General features: G+C 71.7%; 2 protein-coding genes. Both read left to right on the forward strand.

Annotation, left to right across the window (positions count from 1 at the left end):
* Positions 1-11: 11 nt before the first annotated feature.
* Positions 12-14,633, forward strand: a complete 14,622-nt coding sequence (locus SYYSPA8_RS36820) for a non-ribosomal peptide synthetase (protein WP_323451840.1) — start codon at positions 12-14, stop codon at positions 14,631-14,633.
* Positions 14,633-16,613: condensation domain-containing protein (locus SYYSPA8_RS36825; protein WP_323451841.1), on the forward strand; the 1,981-nt coding region annotated here is incomplete at its 3' end. The genes SYYSPA8_RS36820 and SYYSPA8_RS36825, both read left to right, overlap by 1 nt.

Here is a 16,613-nt window from a genome sequence, read left to right on the forward strand (position 1 = left end):
GTGGTGTGTCGGTGTCGGTGCGGGCCCTGTTCACGACGCCGACCCCTGCGGGGCTGGCGGCGGCGGCAGGCCCGGAGCAGGTCACCGTTCCGCCGAACCTGATCCCCGAAGGCGCTGTCGAGATCACTCCCGACATGCTCACCCTGGTCGACCTGACCGCAGCCGAGATCGCCCGGGTGGTCGAGCAGGTCCCGGGCGGCGCGGCCAACATCCAGGACATCTACCCCCTCGCCCCCCTCCAGGAAGGCATCCACTTCCACCACCTCGTCGCCGACCGCGACGGCACCGACGTCTACGTGACACCGTCGACGCTGCGCTTCGACTCGCGGGAGCGGCTGGACAGCTTCCTTGTGGCGCTGCGGCAGGTCGTGGACCGCAACGACGTCTACCGCACGGCCATCCTGTGGGAAGGGCTGCGCCAGCCGGTGCAAGTGGTGCTGCGCGACGCGGAACTGCCGGTCGGCGAGGACACGGTGGAGCGGCTGCTCGCGGCGGACGGCGGCTGGATGGACATCGGGCACGCCCCGCTGATGGATGTGCGCGTCGCCGCCGACCCGGGCACCGACCGGTGGCTCGCGTTGATCCGTATCCACCATCTGGTGGAGGACCACACGACATCGGAAGTGCTGCTCGACGAGGTGCGGGCATTCATGGCGGGGGAGGCCGACCGGCTCCCGCCGCCGGTCCCGTTCCGCGACTTCGTCGCCCAGGCCCGGCTGGGTACGGCGCGGGAGGAGCACGAGCGGTACTTCGCCGGACTGCTCGGGGACGTCACCGAGACCACCGCCCCCTACGGCCTGATGGACATCTTCGGCGACGGGGGTACGGCGAAGGACGGGCGGCTGGCCGTCGACGCCGCCCTCGCCGGCCGCGTCCGCGAAGTGGCACGTTCCCTCGGAGCGAGCCCGGCCACCGTCTTCCACCTGGCGTGGGCCCGCGTCCTCGGCGCCCTTTCCGGCCGGGACGACGTGGTGTTCGGCACGGTGATGTTCGGCCGGATGAACGCCGGAGAGGCGGCGGACCGGGTGGCGGGCCTGTTCATCAACACCCTGCCGGTACGGGTGGGGCTGGCCGGCACGAGCGTGGCCGAGGCCCTGACCGGCATGCGCGGCCGGCTGGCGGAGCTTCTTGTGCACGAACACGCGCCGCTGACGCTGGCGCAGGCCGCCTCCGGTGTCTCCGGTGGCAGCCCCCTGTTCACCTCGCTCTTCAACTACCGGCACGTCCAGGACACCGCCGCCGACGAAACGGAGCTGGACGGAGTCGAGGTACTTTCCGTCCACGACCACACCAACTACCCGCTCACCGTGTCGGTGGACCAGAGCGCGGACGGCTTTGACCTGGTCGTGGCGGCCGCGGCCCAGGTCGATCCCCTGGAAGTGTGCCGGCTGCTGCACACCTGCCTGGCGAATCTGGTCACGGCCCTGGAGGAGGCCCCCGACAGTAGCTTTGGCGCCGTCGATGTCCTCGACTCCGAATACACCGCCGAACTGCTGCTTCAGGGCAATGAGCCGGCGGTTCCGGTGGCGGAGACGACGCTGCCGGAGCTGTTCGAGGCGCAGGCGGCCCGGACGCCGGACGCGATCGCGCTGGTCGGCCCGGACGGGGAGAGGCTCAGCTACGCGGAGGTCGAGGCACGGGCGAATCGGCAGGCCCGCAAGTTCCTCGCGGCGGGCGTCGGCCCGGAGTCGCTGGTGGCCCTGGTGCTGGAGCGCTCGACGGAATTGGTGATCGCGGTCCTGGCCGTGCTGAAGGCCGGTGGCGCGTACTTGCCGATCGACCCCCGGCAGCCGCACGACCGGATTCGGTCCGTGATCGAGGACGCGGAGCCGGTCCTGGTGGTGGACACGCCGGACTATCTCGCGGAGACCGCCGAATACCCGGCGGATCCGGTGTCGGACGCCGACCGGATCACCCCACTGCTGCCCTCTCACACGGCGTATGTGATTTTCACGTCGGGGTCGACGGGTCGTCCGAAGGGTGTGGTGGTGCCGCATCGGAATGTGGTGGCGTTGTTCGCGGCGGCTCGGGGGGTTGTGGGGTTCGGTGCGGGTGATGTGTGGAGTTGGTTCCATTCGCTCGCGTTTGATTTTTCGGTGTGGGAGTTGTGGGGGGCGTTGTTGCATGGCGGGCGGGTGGTGGTGGTGCCGTTCGAGGTGTCGCGGTCGCCGGGTGAGTTCGCGGGGTTGGTGGTGCGTGAGGGTGTGACGGTGTTGTCGCAGACGCCGTCGGCGTTCCATCAGCTGGTGGGGGCCGGTGCTGGTCTGGGTGGTGTGCGGGTGGTGGTGTTCGGTGGTGAGGCTCTGGAGTCTCATCGTCTGGCGGGGTGGGGGGAGCGGCTGGGGGGCGGTGGGCCCCGGTTGGTGAACATGTACGGGATCACGGAGACGACCGTGCATGTGACGCATGTGGATGTATCCCCCGGGCCGGGTGTTTCGGGTGGGAGTGTGATTGGCCGGGGTCTTGCGGGGCTCTCGGTGGTGGTGCTGGATGAGTGGTTGCGTCCGGTTCCGGTGGGTGTGACGGGTGAGTTGTACGTGTCCGGTGTGCAGGTGGCGCGGGGGTATGCGGGTCGGCCTGGGCTGACGGGTGAGCGGTTCGTGGCCTCTCCGTTCCGGCCCGGTGAGCGGATGTACCGGACGGGTGACCGGGCGCGGTGGGCCACGGACGGCCGGCTGGAGTTCGGGGGCCGTGCGGACGACCAGGTGAAGATCCGTGGCTTCCGGATCGAGCCGGGTGAGGTGGAGGCCGTGCTCGCGGCCCACCCGGCGGTCGGCCAGGCGACCGTTGTCGTACGGGAGGACACCCCCGGCGACAAGCGGCTCATCGCCTACCTCGTCCCCGGCGAACACGGAGAGCACGGGGAGCACGGGGAGCAGGGCGCTTCGATCGCCGAAGCGGTCCGCGCGTACGCGGCCGACCGGCTGCCGTCCTACATGGTCCCGTCCGCGTTCGTGGAGCTGGAGACCCTGCCCCTGACGATCAACGGCAAGCTGGACCGCAAGGCACTGCCTGCCCCTGCCTACCTCAGCAGCGGTGCGGGCCGGGCGCCGGCCGATGCTCGTGAGGAGGTGCTGTGCCAGGCGTTCGCCGAGGTGCTGGGCCTGGAACACGTCGGTGTCGATGACGACTTCTTCGCGCTGGGCGGGCATTCACTGCTCGCGGTGTCGCTGGTGGAGTGGCTGCGGCAGCGCGGCGTGCCGGTATCCGTACGGGCGCTGTTCACGACGCCGACCCCCGCCGGACTGGCTGCGGCGGCGGGCACGGGCGGGATCGAGGTCCCGCCGAACCTGATCCCCGAAGGCGCTGTCGAGATCACCCCCGACATGCTGACCCTGGTCGACCTGACCGAGGCGGAGATCGCCCGCGTGGTCGAGCAGGTCCCCGGCGGAGCGGCCAACATCCAGGACGTCTACCCCCTCGCCCCGCTCCAGGAAGGCATCTACTTCCACCACCTGATGGCAGGACGCGACGGCACCGACGTCTACGCGTCACCGATCGTGCTCGACTTCGACTCGCGGGAGCGGCTGGACAGCTTCCTCCTGGCACTGCGGCAGGTCATGGACCGGCACGACATCTACCGGACCGCGATCCTGAGGGAGGGGCTGCGCGAACCGGTCCAGGTGGTCGTCCGCACGACCGGAACACCGGTCGAGGAGATCACCCTCGACCCGAACGGCCCCGAGGCCGTCGACCAGCTGCTCTCGGCGGGCCGGTCCGCCATCGACCTGACACGGTCGCCGCTGCTGCGGGTGCACATCGCCGCAGGACCGGACGGCGGCTGGCTGATGCTGCTCCGCATCCACCACCTCATCCAGGACCACACCACCTTCGACGTGGTGCTCGACGAAGTCCATGCGCTCATGAACGGCCGGGCCGACCGGCTGGCGCCGCCGGTCCCGTTCCGCGACTTCGTCGCCCAGGCACGGCTCGGGGCGTCGCGGGAGGAACACGAGCGCTACTTCACCGGACTCCTCGGGGACATCACCGAGACCACCGCCCCCTACGGCCTCATGGACGTCTACGGGGACGGCACCGACGCCCGGCAGGTCCGGCTGGCGATGGACGACGCCCTGACCGCCCGGGTCCGCGACCTGGCACGGTCGCTCGGGGTGAGCCCGGCGACCCTGTTCCATCTGGCGTGGGCCCGCCTCCTCGGCACCCTGTCCGGCCGCGATGACGTGGTGTTCGGCACGATCCTCTTCGGCCGGATGAACGCCGGTGCCGGCTCCGACCGCGCGCTGGGACTCTTCATCAACACCCTTCCGGTACGGGTGGGACTGGCCGGCACGAGCGTGTCCGAGGCCCTGACCGGCATGCGCCATCAGATGGCCGAGTTGATGGTCCATGAACACGCCTCGCTCGCCCTGGCCCAGCGGGCCGCCGGCCTGCCCGGCGGCAGCCCGCTGTTCACCTCGCTCTTCAACTACCGGCACAACCTCCCGACGGAGCGGAACCCCGGTGCCGATCTCGACGGCGTGACACCGCTCATGCACCGGGACTACTCGAACTACCCGGTGGTCGTGTCCGTCGACGACGACGGCACAGCCTTCGAGGTGGAAGTGGAGGCTGTCGCATCGGTCGATGCCGGAGGGACGGGCAGGCTGCTGCTCACCTGCGTGGAGGCCCTGGTGACCGCCCTGGAACAGGACCCGGGCGCACCCCTGCTCACGGTCGGCGTCCTCGACCCGGCCGCACGCACCAGGATCCTGACGCGCTGGAACGATACGGCAGCACCCGCCGCCGGCCTGTCGGTGCCTCAGGCGTTCGCGGCCCGGGTGGCGGCCGATCCGGACGCGGTGGCCGTCGCGGGCGATGGTGTCCGACTCACCTATCGGGAGCTGGACGCCCGCTCGGACCGGCTGGCACGGGCCCTGCTGGGTTCCGGCGCCGGTCCCGAGCCGGTCTTCGCCGTGCTCATGGAGCGCTCGGCCGATCTGATCGTGGCCTTCCTCGCCGTGCTGAAGGCCGGCGGCGTCTATCTTCCCCTCGACCCGACCTGGCCGTCGGCACGGACGAGTTCGGTGATCAAGGACGCGGGCGCCTCCGCGCTGCTCGTGGCCGGCGGGTCGGCCGGGTACGACCTCGGGGTCACGGAGATACCCGTGGACGCCCGGTCCGACGAGGGAACGCTCCCCGTCGTCGCGGAACCTGCTGCCGCGTATGTGATGTACACGTCGGGGTCGACGGGTGTGCCGAAGGGTGTGGTGGCGACCCATCGCGATGTCGTCGGCCTGGCGCGGGACCGCTGCTGGGGTCCGACTCCCCGGGTGTTGTTCCACGCCCCGCACGCGTTTGACGCGTCGTCGTACGAGCTGTGGGTTCCGCTCCTGTCCGGCGGCACCGTCGTGATCGCTCCGGATGAGCGGGTGGACGCGGTGGTATTGCGGCGGCTGATCGCTGCTCATGATCTGACGCATGTCCATGTGACGGCGGGGCTGCTGCGGGTGCTGGCGGATGAGGACCCGGGGTGCTTCGCGGGTGTCAGTGAAGTGCTGACCGGCGGGGATGTCGTTCCGGCGGAGTCGGTGCGGCGGGTGTTGGCGGAGAACACCGGGGTCCGCGTGCGGCAGTTGTACGGTCCGACGGAGGTGACGCTGTGTGCCACGCAGCATGAGATCACCGACGCCGCTGAGGTGGACGCGGTGCTGCCGATCGGCCGGCCGCTGGACAACACCTCTGTCTATGTCCTGGACGGTCGTCTGTCTCCCGTTCCGGTCGGTGTGGCCGGTGAGCTGTACGTCGCCGGGGCCGGTGTGGCCCGGGGGTACGTGGGACGGCCTGCGCTGACGGGTGAGCGGTTCGTGGCCTCTCCGTTCCGGCCCGGTGAGCGGATGTACCGCACGGGTGACCTGGTCCGTTGGACCGAGGACGGCCGGCTGGTGTTTGTCGGGCGGGCGGACGAGCAGGTCAAGATACGCGGCTTCCGCATCGAACCCGGCGAGGTGGAGGCCGTGCTCGCGGCCCACCCGGCGGTCGGCCAGGCCACCGTGCTGGTCCGCGAGGACACGCCCGGGGACAAGCGGCTCGTCGGGTACCTGGTGCCGGGTGAGCCCGGCGCGTCCGTCAGTGTCACCGTCCGCGCCTACGCTGCCGAGCGGCTGCCGGAGTACATGCTGCCGTCGGCCCTCGTGGAGCTGGACGCGCTGCCGCTCACGCCCAACGGCAAGGTGGACCGCAAGGCCCTGCCCGCCCCCGCCTACACCAGCGGCGCGGGCCGGGCGCCGGCCGACGCCCGCGAAGAGCTGCTCTGCCAGGCCTTCGCCGAGGTCCTGGGCCTGGAACACATCGGTGTCGACGACGACTTCTTCGGCCTCGGCGGCCACTCCCTGCTGGCCATGCGGTTGGTGAGCTGGATCCGCGCCGTGCTGGATGTGGAGATTCCGCTGCGGGCACTGTTCGACACCAGGACCCCGGCGGGCCTTGCGGCGTGGCTGGTCCATGCCACGCCGGGCCGGACGGCTCTGGCGGCACGGGAGCGGCCGGAGCTGATACCGCTGTCCTTCGCGCAGCGCCGCCTGTGGTTCCTGGGGCAGTTGGAAGGCCCGAGCGCGACCTACAACATCCCGCTGGCCCTGCGGCTGACCGGGCCGCTGGACCGGGAGGCGTTCGCGGCGGCACTGCGGGATGTGATCGGCCGGCACGAGGTGCTGCGGACGGTCTATCCGATCGTGGACGGGGAGCCGTACCAGCGGGTCCTGCCGGCCGCCGAAACCGGCTTCGACCTGCCGGTGGTCGAGATCGACGCCGCCGGGGCGACCGACGCGGTCGCGGCGGTGGCCCGGTACGCGTTCGACTTGGGCGCGGAGATCCCCGTACAGGCGTCGCTGTTCGCGGTGGCACCGGACGAGCATGTGTTCACCCTGGTCGTGCATCACATCGCGGGCGACGGCTGGTCGATGGAGCCCTTGGCGCGTGATGTGTCGGCCGCGTACGCGGCCCGCGTGGAGGGCCGGGAGCCGCAGTGGGCGCCGCTGCCGGTGCAGTACGCCGACTACGCGCTCTGGCAGCGCGAACTCCTCGGCGATCAGGACGACCCGGACAGCCACCTGTCGCGGCAGGTCGCGCACTGGCGGGACGCACTGGCGGGAGCACCCGGCGAATTGAACCTGCCGACCGACCGGCCCCGCCCGGCGGAGACCTCGCGGCTCGGGCGGCGTGCCGAGGTCGGGATCCCGGCCGAGCTGCACCAGCGGCTGCTGGAGGTGGCGCGCACCGAGGGCGTGACGGTGTTCATGGTGCTCCAGGCCGCGTTCGCGACGCTGCTGCACCGCCTCGGCGCGGGGACGGACATCCCGATCGGCGTCGCGGTGGCGGGCCGTACCGACCGGGCGCTGGAGGACCTGGTCGGGTTCTTCGTCAACACCCTCGTCCTGCGTGCCGACCTCTCCGGCGACCCCAGCGTCCCCGAGGTGCTGGAACGGCTCCGGGAGACCTCGCTCGCGGCCTTCGCCCATCAGGACGTGCCGTTCGAGAAGCTGGTGGAAGAACTGGCTCCGGCGCGGTCCCTCGCACGGCATCCGCTGTTCCAGGTGATGATGACGTTGCAGAACACGGGCCGGGCCACGGGCGGGCCGGCCGTCGAGCTGCCGGGACTGCGGGCTGTCCCCCTGGTCACGGACGTCATGGCGCTGAAGTTCGATCTCGATCTGAGCCTCGGCGAGACCTTCACCGAGGCCGGCGCTCCGGCGGGGATCAGCGGGGCCCTCGTCGCGTCCGCCGACCTGTTCGACCAGGAGACCGCCGTCCGGCTGGCGGAGCGCCTGATCCGGGTGCTGTGGGCCATCGGCGAAGCACCCGCTTCCCGGATCGCCGAGGTCGATGTGCTCGATCCGGACGAGCGCGGGCGGATCCTGACGGAGTGGAACGACACTGCGGTCGCGGTGGCGGATGTGTCGGTGCCCGAGGTGTTCGCGGGGCGGGTGGCCGCTGTTCCGGATGCGGTGGCTGTGGTGTCGGGTGACAGGCGGCTGAGCTATGCGGAGTTGGATGCGCGGTCGGACGGTCTGGCGCGGCAGTTGGTCGCGCGGGGGGTTGGTCCGGAGTCGACCGTCGCGGTGGTGATGGAGCGGTCGGTGGAGCTGGTGGTGGCTCTGCTGGCGGTGCTGAAGGCGGGGGGTGTGTACCTGCCGCTGGATGTGTCGTGGCCGGTGGCGCGGATGCGTGCGGTGGTGGAGGACGCGGGTGCGGGGCTGTTGGTCGTGGATCGTGTGACGGCCGGGCATGCGCTGGTGGGCGAGGTGAGGCTGCCGGTGGTGCGGGCGGGTGCCCGTGGCCGCAGGTCGGTGGTCCTGCCGGGTCCGGTGCCTGCGGGTGCTGCCGCGTATGTGATGTATACGTCGGGGTCGACGGGTGTGCCGAAGGGTGTGGTGGCGACCCATCGTGATGTGGTGCGGCTGGCGGGGGACCGGTGCTGGGGTTCGACGCCCCGGGTGCTGTTCCACGCGCCGCATGCGTTCGATGCGTCGTCGTACGAGCTGTGGGTTCCGCTTCTGTCCGGTGGGACGGTGGTGATCGCCCCGGATGAGCGGCTGGACGCGGTCGTACTGCGCCAGCTGATTGCCGAGCACGGGCTCTCGCACGTCCATGTGACGGCGGGGCTGCTGCGGGTGCTCGCGGACCGGGATCCGGGGTGCTTCGCCGGCGTCAGCGAAGTACTGACCGGCGGGGATGTGGTTCCGGCGGAGTCGGTCCGCCGGATCCTGGCGGAGAACGCCGGGGTCCGCGTACGGCAGCTGTACGGCCCGACGGAGGTGACGCTGTGCGCGACCCAGCACGAGAGCACCGACGCCGCTGAGGTCGGTGGAGTACTGCCGATCGGCCGGCCCCTGGACAACACGTCCGTCTACGTCCTGGACGACAGGCTCAACGTGGTGCCGGTCGGTGTGGCCGGTGAACTGTACGTGGCGGGCGCCGGCCTCGCCCGGGGGTACGTGGGACGGTCCGCGCTGACCGCCGAACGGTTCGTGGCCTCCCCCTTCCGGTCCGGTGAGCGGATGTACCGGACCGGTGACCTGGTCCGGTGGACCGTGGACGGTCGGCTGGTGTTCGCGGGGCGTGCGGATGATCAGGTGAAGATCCGTGGGTTCCGGGTGGAGCCGGGTGAGGTGGAAGCCGTGCTCGCGGCCCATCCGGCGGTCGGGCAGGCGGCTGTGGTCGTCCGTGAGGACACCCCCGGCGACAAGCGGCTCATCGCGTACCTCGTCCCCGGCCAACATGGCGCTTCGATCGCCGAAACGGTCCGCGAGCACGCGGCCGACCGCCTCCCCCGATACATGGTCCCCTCCGCGTTCGTGGAACTGGACACCCTGCCCCTGACGGTCAACGGCAAGCTGGACCGCAAGGCGCTGCCCGCCCCTGCCTACACCAGCAGTGGTGCGGGCCGGGCGCCGGCGGATGCCCGCGAAGAGGTGCTGTGCCAGGCGTTCGCCGAGGTGCTGGGCCTGGAACACGTCGGCGTGGACGATGACTTCTTCGCCCTGGGCGGTCATTCGCTGCTGGCCGTGTCGCTGGTGGAGTGGCTGCGGCAGCGCGGCGTCTCCGTATCCGTACGAGCGCTGTTCGTGTCGCCGACACCGGCGGGACTGGCTGCCGTGGCGGGCACGGGTGGGATCGAGGTCCCGCCGAACCTGATCCCGGCGGACGCGACCGCGATCACGCCGGACATGCTCACCCTGGTCGACCTGACCGCAGCCGAGATCGACCGCGTGGCTGAACAGGTCCCCGGCGGCGCGGCCAACATCCAGGACATCTACCCCCTGGCCCCCCTCCAGGAAGGCATCTTCTTCCACCACCTGATGGGCGACCGCGACGGCGACGACGTGTACGCCATGCCGTTCGCCCTCCGCTTCACGGCCCGACGGAGCCTCGACGCGTTCCTGTCGGCGTTGCAACGGGTGATCGACCGGCATGACGTGTACCGCACGGCGATCGTGTGGGAGGGCCTGTCCGAGCCGGTCCAGGTGGTGCGGCGGCACGCCGGGCTACCGGTGACGGAGGTCGACCTCGCCCCGGAGGGCGGGGACCCGGTCGAGCAGCTGCTCGCGGCCGCCGGTGGACGGATGGACCTGGACCGCGCGCCCCTGCTCACCCTGCACATCGCCGCCGAACCGGGCGACGACGGCGGGTGGCTGGCACTCGTACGCATGCATCACCTGGTCCAGGACCACACCGCGCTCGACATCGTCCTCGACGAGATCAAGGCGTTCCTGGCGGGGCGGGCCGACGCGCTGCCGGAGCCGGTGCCGTTCCGCGACTTCGTGGCGCAGGCCCGGCTGGGCATGTCCGACGACGAGCACCGGGAGTACTTCACCGGGCTCCTCGCCGACGTGATGCAGACCTCCGCTCCCTTCGGGCTGCTCGATGTCCACGGCGACGGGACGGAGATCGCCCAGGCCGGGCTGACCGTGGACGCGGATCTCGCACGGCGCGTCCGGGCGCTGGCGCGGTCGCTCGGGGTGAGCCCTGCGACGGTCTTCCATGTCGCGTGGGCCCGGATGCTGGCGGCCGTGTCGGGCCGTGACGACGTCGTGTTCGGGACGGTGCTGCTGGGCCGGGCGAGCGTCGGGGCCGATCGTGTCCCGGGGCTGTTCATGAATACCCTGCCGGTCAGGATCAGAGCCGCCGAACAGCAGGCCGAACAGCAGGCCGGGCAGCAGGCTGCGGCGCAGACCGTGACGCAGGCGGTGTTCGGCATGCGCGACCAGCTCGCCGACCTGCTGGTGCACGAACACGCACCCCTGACCCTGGCCCAGGCCGCCAGTGGCCTGCCCGCCGGCCGGCCCCTGTTCACAGCGCTGTTCAACTACCGGCACGCCAGGCCGGCCGTCCACGCGCCCGACGACGTACTCAGCGATGTCGAGACCCTCTTCACGCAGGAGCGCAACAACTACCCGCTGGCCGCCTCGGTCGACGACGACGGTTCGGGGTTCGGCATCACCGTCGACGCCGCCCGCCCCGTGTCCGCCGACCGGGTCGCCGCGCTGCTGGAAGCCGTCCTCGCCGGCCTGACCACCGCCCTGGAGGAGAGCCCCGGGCTTCCGTTCCTGTCGGTGGAGGTTCCCGGCACGGCGGATCAGATGGTCGACCAGGACGCGGCGATGTCCGCGACCGGCCCCCGGGCCGTCCTCGTACCGGACACGGACGGCGCGCGGTCCGCCGGAGCCGACCGTGCTCCCGCCACCGCCCACGAGGAACTGCTCTGCCAGGCGTTCGCGCATGTCCTCGGGAAGGAACAGGTCCGCCCCGACGACGACTTCTTCACCCTCGGCGGAAACTCCCTGCTGGCGATCCGGTTGCTCAGCCGGATGCGGTCGGCGCTCGGAGTGGAGGTGTCGGTGCGGACGCTGTTCGAGACACTGACCCCGGGGCGCCTGGCCGAACGGCTGCGCCAGGCAGCACCCGGCCGGGTGGCCCTGACCGCGCGGGAGCGGCCGGAGCGGCTTCCGGTGTCCTTCGCCCAGCGCCGCCTGTGGTTCGTGGCGCAGCTCGAAGGCTCCAGCGGCAGCTACAGCAATATGACGGCCCTCCGGCTGCGCGGCCCGCTGGACAGGGATGCGCTGGGCGCGGCGCTGCGGGACGTGATCGGCCGCCACGAGATCCTGCGGACCGTGCTCCCCGCCGAGGACGGCGAGCCCTACCAGCGGATCCTGCCGGCGGACGGGTTCGCGTTCGAGCTGACCCCTGTCGACGTCGCGGCCGAGGAGGTCGCGGCCGAGATCGACCGCCTGTCCGGATACGCCTTCGATCTCGCGGCCGAGATCCCGATCCGGGGGTGGCTGCTCGCCGTGGCGCCGGACGAACACGTCCTCGTCCTGGCGGTGCACCACATCGCCACCGACGGCTGGTCGAACGCGTCGCTGGCACAGGACATGTCCGTCGCGTTCGCGGCCCGGCTGGAGGGCCGCGCACCGGAGTGGGCGCCGCTGCCGGTGCAGTACGCGGACTACGCCCTGTGGCAGCGCGAACTCCTCGGCGACGCCGACGACCCGGACAGTGTCCTGAGCCGGCAGCTGGCGTACTGGCGGGACACCCTCGCCGGAGTGCCCGACGAGACGGCGCTCCCGGTGGACCGGCCCCGCCCCGCCGTGGCGACGCACCAGGGCGACGAGATCCCGGTGGAGCTGCCCGCGGACCTGCACCGGCGGATCAGGGAACTCGCCGCCACCGAGCAGGTCACCGTCTTCATGGTGCTCCAGGCGGGACTGGCGGCACTGCTCGGCCGGCTGGGCGCGGGCGGCGACATCCCCATCGGCTCCGCGCAGGCGGGCCGCACCGACGAGGCGCTGGACGATCTGATCGGCTTCTTCGTCAACATGCTGGTGCTCCGCACCGACGTGTCGGGCGATCCCGGCTTCGCCGAGCTGCTGCGGCGGGTCCGTGACACCGACCTCGCGGCGTACGCGCACCAGGACCTGCCGTTCGACCATGTCGTGGAGGAGCTGGTCGCGGAGCGGTCCCTGTCCCGGCAGCCGCTGTTCCAGGTGGCGCTGGATGTGCAGAACGCGCCGGAGGCCGAGCTGCGGCTGCCCGGACTCGACGTCAGTGGTGAACCGCTCCCTCACAGCGTCGCCAGGTACGACCTTATGCTGAGCCTGTCGGAGCGCCGCGACGAGCACGGGGCCCCGGCCGGGATGCACGGCATGCTGGAGTTCAGTACCGACATCTTCGACCGGCGGACGGCCGAAGGGCTCGCCACCCGGCTGGTCCGGCTGCTGGCCGCCCTGGTCGCCGAGCCCGACCGGCCGCTGAGCCGGATCGACCTGCTCGACGCGGCCGAACGCCGCCTCGTGGTCCACGACTGGAACCCCGCCGACCGCGGCGTGCCCGCGGCGACCGTGCCCGCGCTCTTCGCCGCGCAGGTCGCACGGAGGCCCGGTGCGGCCGCACTGGAGAGCGGTGACACCGTCATCGACTACGCGGAGCTGGACGCGCGATCCGACGCGGTGGCCAGGACGCTCGTCGCGAACGGCGCCGGGCCGGAGTCGGCGGTGGCCGTGGTGATGGACCGTTCGGCCGATCTGGTGGTGGCGTTCCTCGCGGTCCTCAAGGCGGGTGCCGTCTATCTGCCGGTCGACCCGGTGCACCCGGCCGAGCGGGTCGGCTACATGCTCGACGACGCGCGGCCCGTGTGCGTACTGACGACCGCCGACCGGCGCACGTCGGTACCGGACGCCGCGGACCGGCCCGTCGTCGTCCTCGACACCACAACGGACACCACAGCGGACACCACGACGAGCCGGGATGGTGCCGTTCCCGCCGCACCACCGCTTCCCGAGCACCCGGCGTACATCATCTACACCTCGGGATCGACAGGGGTGCCGAAGGGCGTGGCCGTCACGCACCGGGGCATCGCCGCGCTGGTCACGTCGCAGACCGAGAGGCTCGCCGTCACCGACGACAGCCGGGTGCTCCAGTTCGCGTCGCCGGGATTCGACGCGTCCGTCTGGGAACTCGTGATGGCGCTGTGCACGGGCGCCCGCCTGGTCGTCGCCGACGCCGGTGACCTGCTGCCCGGCGCCGGACTGACCCGGGTGGTGACCGGGCACGGGGTGACGCACGCGACGCTGCCTCCGGCGGTGCTCGCCGCGTCCGCCCCCGCGGACCTGCGTCCGATCACCACCCTGGTGTCGGCGGGCGAGGCCCTCACCGGCGACCTGGCCGCACGCTGGGCCGCCGGCCGCAGGCTGGTCAACGCGTACGGGCCGACCGAGACCACGGTCTGCTCGTCGATGTCCGCGCCGCTGTCGCCGGGTGATCCGCCCGACATCGGGAGCGCGGTCCTCGACAGCCGGGTGTACGTCCTCGACGACACTCTGGCACCGGCGGCCCCGGGGATGCCGGGAGAGCTGTACGTGGCCGGCGCGAGCCTGGCCCGCGGCTACGTCGGGCGGCCCGGGATGACCGGCGAACGGTTCGTGGCCTGCCCGTTCGGACGGCCCGGTGAGCGGATGTACCGCACCGGCGACCGCGCCCGGTGGACCGTCGACGGGCGGCTGATGTTCGAGGGCCGCGTCGACGACCAGGTGAAGATCCGGGGCTTCCGGGTGGAGCCGGCCGAGGTCGCCGAGGTACTGGCGGCCCATCCGGCGCTGGCACACGCGACGGCGGTGGTACGGGAGGACAGGCCGGGCGACCGGCGGCTGGTCGCCTACGTCGTCCCCGCCGAGCCGGGAGCCGAGGGGCTGGCCGACACGCTCCGGGAGTACGCGCTGCCCAGGCTGCCCGCGTACATGCTGCCCGCCGCGATCGTCGAACTCGGCGCGCTGCCGCTGACGCCCAACGGCAAGGTGGACCGCGGGGCGCTGCCCGCGCCGGACTACGGCGCGCCGGGGACCGGCCGGGCGCCCGCCACTCCGCAGGAGGAGCTGGTGTGCGCCGCGTTCGCCGAGGTCCTCGGCCTGCCCGAGGTCGGGGCCGACGACCACTTCTTCGCCCTGGGCGGGCATTCCCTGCTGGCGACCCGGCTGATCAGCCGGGTGCGGGCGGAAGCAGGCGTCGATGTGCCGGTCCGGGTCCTGTTCGCGGACCCGACCCCCGCCGGTGTGGCCGAGTGGATCACGGCGCACACCGGCACCAGCAAGAAGACCAGGCCGATGCTGCGGCCGATGCGTGGGCAAGAGAGGGAGTTCTGATGATTCCGTTGTCGTTCGCGCAGCGTCGGCTGTGGTTCCTGGGGCAGCTGGAGGGACCGAGCGCCGCCTACAACATTCCGCTGGCACTGCGGCTGACCGGGGAACTGGACGGCGACGCGCTCGCCGCCGCCCTGCGGGACGTGATCGGCCGGCACGAGGTGCTGCGCACCGTCTTCCCCGCCGCGGACGGCGAGCCGTACCAGCGGATACTGCCGGTCGGGGAGGCCGGATTCGAGCTGCGGACCGTCCAGGTGCCGGCGGAGCGCCTGGCGGACGAGGTGGAGCGCGCGAGCGCCCACGCCTTCGAACTGGCGGCCGAGATCCCGGTGCGGGCGTCGCTGTTCGCCGTGGCACCGGACGACCATGTCCTGGTCCTGGTCGTGCACCACATCGCGGCCGACGGCTGGTCGATGGGGCCGTTGACGCGTGACATCTCCACCGCGTACCTGGCGCGGCTCGCGGGCCGGGAGCCGGAATGGGCACCCCTGCCGGTGCAGTACGCGGACTACACGCTGTGGCAGCGGGAACTCCTCGGCTCGGAGGACGACCCGGAGAGCACCCTCTCCGAGCAGGTGGCGCACTGGCGCCGCACGCTCGACGGCGCGCCCGAGGAACTGGACCTGCCCGCCGACCGGTCGCGCCCGGCACAGGCCGGCCCGGACGGCCACACCGCCGAGCTGGAGCTGTCCGCCGACACCCATCGGCGGCTCCAGGAACTGGCGCGGGAGCAGGGGGCGACCCTGTTCATGGTGGTGCACTCCGCGCTGGCGGTGCTGTTGTCCCGGATGGGGGCGGGCGACGACGTCCCGATCGGGACCCTGGTGGCGGGCCGGACCGACGAGGGTCTGAACGACCTGGTCGGCTGCTTCGTCAACAACCTGGTGATCCGGGCCGACGTGTCCGGTGACCCGGCGTTCACCGATGTGCTCCGCCGGGTGCGGGAGGCCGCGCTGGACGCCTACGAGCACCAGGACGTGCCCTTCGAGAAGCTGGTGGAGGAGCTGGCACCCACCCGGTCCCTGTCCCGGCACCCCCTGTTCCAGGTGATGGCGGCGGTGGAGAGTGCCGACCTGGTGACGTCGGGTCGGCGGGGCGGGCCGGCCCTGGAGCTGCCCGGTCTGCGGATCGACATGTTCCCGGGCGGTCGGCAGGCACGGGATCTCGACCTCGACCTCGTGGTACGGGAGACGGTCGACGGCGACGGACGGCCCGCGGGGCTGGAGTGCGCCCTCATCGGCTCGGCGGACCTGTTCGACGCCGGAACCGTCGAGCGGATCGCGGGTCTCGTCGCGAACGTCCTGGAGACGGTCGCCGCCGACCCGGCGGTCCCGGTCCGTTCCATGGAACTGCTGCGTCCGGACGAGCGCCGCCTGATGCTCCAGGACTGGAACGACACGGGTGCGGCGGTTCCGGGTGGTCTGGTTCCGGGGTTGTTCTCGGAGCGTGCGGTGGGTGTGTGGGATGAGCCGGCGTTGATCGGTGTGGGGGTGGAGCTGAGTTATGGGGAGGTGGAGGAGCGTTCGAACCGGTTGGCGCGCTGGCTGATCGGTGCGGGGGTCGGGCCGGAGTCGGTGGTGGCCCTGAGGCTGGAGCGGTCCCCGGATCTGCTGCTTGCGGTGCTGGCGGTGCTGAAGGCGGGCGGAGCGTATCTGGCGCTGGACCCGAATCTTCCGGAGGAGCGGTCGGCGTTCGTGCTGGGGGACGCGCGTCCGGTGGTCGTCCTGGACGGTGAGGTTCTGGGCGGTCTTCTGGACGGGGGCCTGGGGGGTTTTTCGGGTTCGGTGGTGTCGGATGGTGATCGGTTGGGTGGGTTGTTGCCGGGTCATCCGGCGTATGTGGTTTATACGTCGGGTTCGACGGGTGTGCCGAAGGGTGTGGTGGTGTCGCATGGGGGGTTTGCGAATCTTTCGTTGAGTCATGGTCGTTTTGGTGTGGGGCGGGGTGCGCGGGTGGCGCAGTTCGCGTCGGCGGGTTTTGACA

It is taken from the genome of Streptomyces yaizuensis (genome assembly GCF_034961445.1).
Classification (GTDB): Bacteria; Actinomycetota; Actinomycetes; order Streptomycetales; family Streptomycetaceae; genus Streptomyces; species Streptomyces yaizuensis.